The sequence below is a fragment of the Bacillota bacterium genome, from assembly GCA_012839765.1.
Taxonomy (GTDB): Bacteria; Bacillota; Limnochordia; order DUMW01; family DUMW01; genus DUMW01.
Genome location: DUMW01000119.1, coordinates 1 through 3,111, shown reverse-complemented (window position 1 = coordinate 3,111; position 3,111 = coordinate 1). Strand labels below are relative to the sequence as shown.

Annotated in this window: 3 protein-coding genes; 1 reads left to right on the top strand and 2 read right to left on the bottom strand. The window is 51.8% G+C overall.

Annotated elements, in window-relative coordinates:
- Positions 1–723 (top strand): hypothetical protein (locus tag GXX57_11530; protein HHV45274.1); only part of this gene is annotated, 723 nt, incomplete at its 5' end.
- A 275-nt stretch (positions 724–998) separates the two neighbouring features.
- Here the strand turns inward: GXX57_11530 and nadE are convergent.
- Entirely contained in the window at positions 999–1,757 is a 759-nt protein-coding gene (nadE, locus tag GXX57_11525) for an NAD(+) synthase (GenBank protein HHV45273.1), read from the bottom strand.
- 83 nt (positions 1,758–1,840) lie between these two features.
- Positions 1,841–2,914: a LacI family transcriptional regulator gene (locus GXX57_11520; protein HHV45272.1), complete on the bottom strand. Its 1,074-nt coding sequence runs from the start codon at positions 2,912–2,914 to the stop codon at positions 1,841–1,843.
- Positions 2,915–3,111 lie beyond the last annotated feature (197 nt).

Below are 3,111 nucleotides of genomic sequence, written 5' to 3'. Positions count from 1 at the left end.
TTTGTGGTGAATCTGCCCGCCGGTGAGTACCGGATTCGGATGCTGGACACCGAAGGAAACCTGGTGCCGGATAGTGAGCGGAAGTTGGTTGTTTACAGCCATCGGCGGACCGGGTTGGGCTATCAGATGCGTCCGGACAGTCGGTGGAATCAGTTCGAATTGTCCAATGACGTGAGTCAAGTGATTTACGTCAAAGACGAGACGGCTTTCTATGTGTTGCCCTTTGAAACCAAGCAATACGATATGTTTTACTACACCAGAATGCTGTTCCTCCATGATCCCTTGGCAGGACAGGGTACCAAGGGATTGGGTCTGTGGGTGCAGTTGAACGAGGTACCGGGGTTGACGTTGCAGGTACTGAAGGATGGTAAGGTGGTCCAGGAAATCACCAAGAAACCCTACTACGTCCAGCAAACACCGGGATACGCCTTGGGTTACTACGTGGTGGAATTTGATCCCGAGGCAGAGGGAATGCAGGGTAGAGCGCCCACCTTCGAAGCATACAAACTGGATCTCAGTGAGAACCAGGGGACCTGGCAGCTGAGATTCGTGGACGAAGAGGGTAATGTGGTGCCCGGTAGTGTTCGGGAGCTGCGCTGGATTAATGACCAGAATCTCTGGGTGATCTTCTTAGCTACCCTGTTCCCATTGGTGGTGGGGGCCATCGTGCTGGTGCGGCGTAGAATGACTGCCAAACGTCCCAAGGCGCCCGTTGCCGCCTAGTTAATATGCAACCGAGGCCGGTCCTTGTTTGGGGCCGGTCTTCTTTTATGTCCTAAAATGAGTGTAGTAGGTGTCTTGGGAAGAACCGTGCTGAAATCAGTGGTAAGCCAGTACGTTTTGGGTGAGTTGTCCGCCAGTGATTGAAGAACTTGCGGCTTGTACGCGGATCAATAGTGAGGATCAGGCGAAATCGATAGTCTTTGGATGGCGAATTCTGGGTATTTCACGAATGGTAAGCGAGGAGGTGAGGGGATAGGGTTTGTCACCCTGCTCCCTCACCGGTTGACGTAGGGCACAGGAAACTCCGGCATTGATGGGAAAGCCCGTTTATGGGCTGTCTTGGCCACGATGTCCCGCATCCGGGCGGTGAACTCATCCGTGCCCACACCCTCCCACAGGTATCTATCCAAATCTTCGTACGAAAAGCCCATTTCCTGTTCATCGGTTTGTCCCGGCCACAGTCCAGCCGAGGGAGGTTTGTCAATGATTACTTGCGGGACCTGTAAGTATTCCGCCAGTTGCCGGACTTCTGTTTTTACCAGCCCTGCGATGGGTAACAGGTCTACACCGGAGTCGCCATGTTTAGTGAAGTAGCCGGTCATTAGCTCGCTTTTATTGGTGGCTCCGATCACAAGATAGTTATGGAAGGAAGCGAAGTAATACAGGGTATTCATCCGCAACCTCGACTTAATATTCCCCAAGGCCACCTGGGATGTGTCCGAAGGACCGGCTTTTTGCTCGAGGATGTCGACAAAGAGATCATAGACAGGGGTCAAATCTACTGTGACAGTCCTGATGTCGAACTGGTGGGCTAGAAGCTCCGCGTGGGCCGCATCTTCCGCCTGACTGTGACAGGGCAGGATTAACCCTAGAGTATCATCGGGAAAGGCCCGTTTAGCCAGTACTGCCAGGACTGCGGAATCTAATCCGCCGCTAATACCCAAGACCACGCCCTTGGCCTTGGCCTTTTGGACTTGTTCCCGCAGCCAAGTGACCACTAGTTGCGCGTATTTCGCCCCATCAATCAATCGCATTTCACGAACGCTCCTTGCATAAATGTCCGCGGAAATTGTAGCACTAGTTCTTTCGGGTTGTCAATCAAGTTGTTGTCTACTTCTTAGGAAGCGTGGTTATTTCCTTGGGATTGGGTCTGCTGACAACCGCAGGATTGCCTGCAGATTACCCGACAGGACACCGTCAGGTGCTGGATTTCTTGGTTAGGGTCTTCCAACAGTTGGAGCATGCGCTTGGCGGCCAATTCACCAATCTTATGTTTAGATACGTGGACCGTTGTCAGGGCAGGCATGGCACCGACAGCAAGAGGACTGTCCCCGAATCCTACGATGGCGATATCTGTTGGGATGTTCAGTTGACGTTCATGACAGGCTTCCATGGCCCCAATGGCCATGATATCATCGGCCACAAACACGGCTGTGGGCCGGGGAACAAGGGTTAACAGTTGCTCCATGGCCTGCCTGCCGCCCCGTCTTGTGAAGTCGGCGGACAAGCAAAGCTCTTCTTCCACGGGGAGATTATACTCATGCAAGGCTTTTTCATAGCCCATCATCTTCATCTCACTGGTATGGGTTGACTGCCAGCCATTAATGAAACCGATCCGTCGGTGCCCTAGTTCCAATAAATGCTTGACAGCCTTGTAGGCACCTTGACGATTATTGGCCAGGATTGTATTCAGGTCCACGATATCCACTTCGGTGAAGAGCAATACCACCGGTAATCCCGTATTGGCCACCTTGGCAATGTATTGATCAGAGATACTTCCCCCAATCAAGAAGACCCCTTGTACAAGACCGTGGGTGATCATGTCCGGTAATACTCCGCCATCATCTAGTCCCTGCATCACGTGGTAGACGAGTGAATAACCCTGTTCTTTAATCACCGACTGAATGCCCTCGATGGCCTGGACGGAGAAATAGCTGGCCGATTGTATGCTGGATGTTCCGTCGCCAGAACCCTGTGTCGGATCCTGCGGTGTATTACACACGATGGCCCCAAGCATGGGGGTGGTCGCTAGACGGGTTTGGAAGTACCCTTTGCGACTAGCCATCTCCAGAATCTTGGTACGCAACTCTTCACTGACCCGTCCCTGTCCCCTGAGGGCGTTGGATACGGTGGTGACCGATACGTTCAAGGCCCTGGCAATATCTCTTTGGGTTATACTCACAATCAACACCAACCTAGCCTTATTCTGATTAAAACTTACATCAGAATGGAAAAACTGTCAAGCAAAAACACTTGGTGAAACTAACGAGTGCCGGCAACACACCAATAGGCTTCTAAGCCTCAAAAGCCTGCTCAAGGTGCTTACATAGCCTCGGTAAACGAGTTAAGCATAAAATGATTGACAAGTAAACCAGACCATGGTAGTAT

Bases quoted from the DNA above. Each gene is read 5' to 3' on its own strand.
- nadE (HHV45273.1), bottom strand. From the start codon at position 1,757: ATGCGATTGATTGATGGGGCGAAATACGCGCAACTAGTGGTCACTTGG.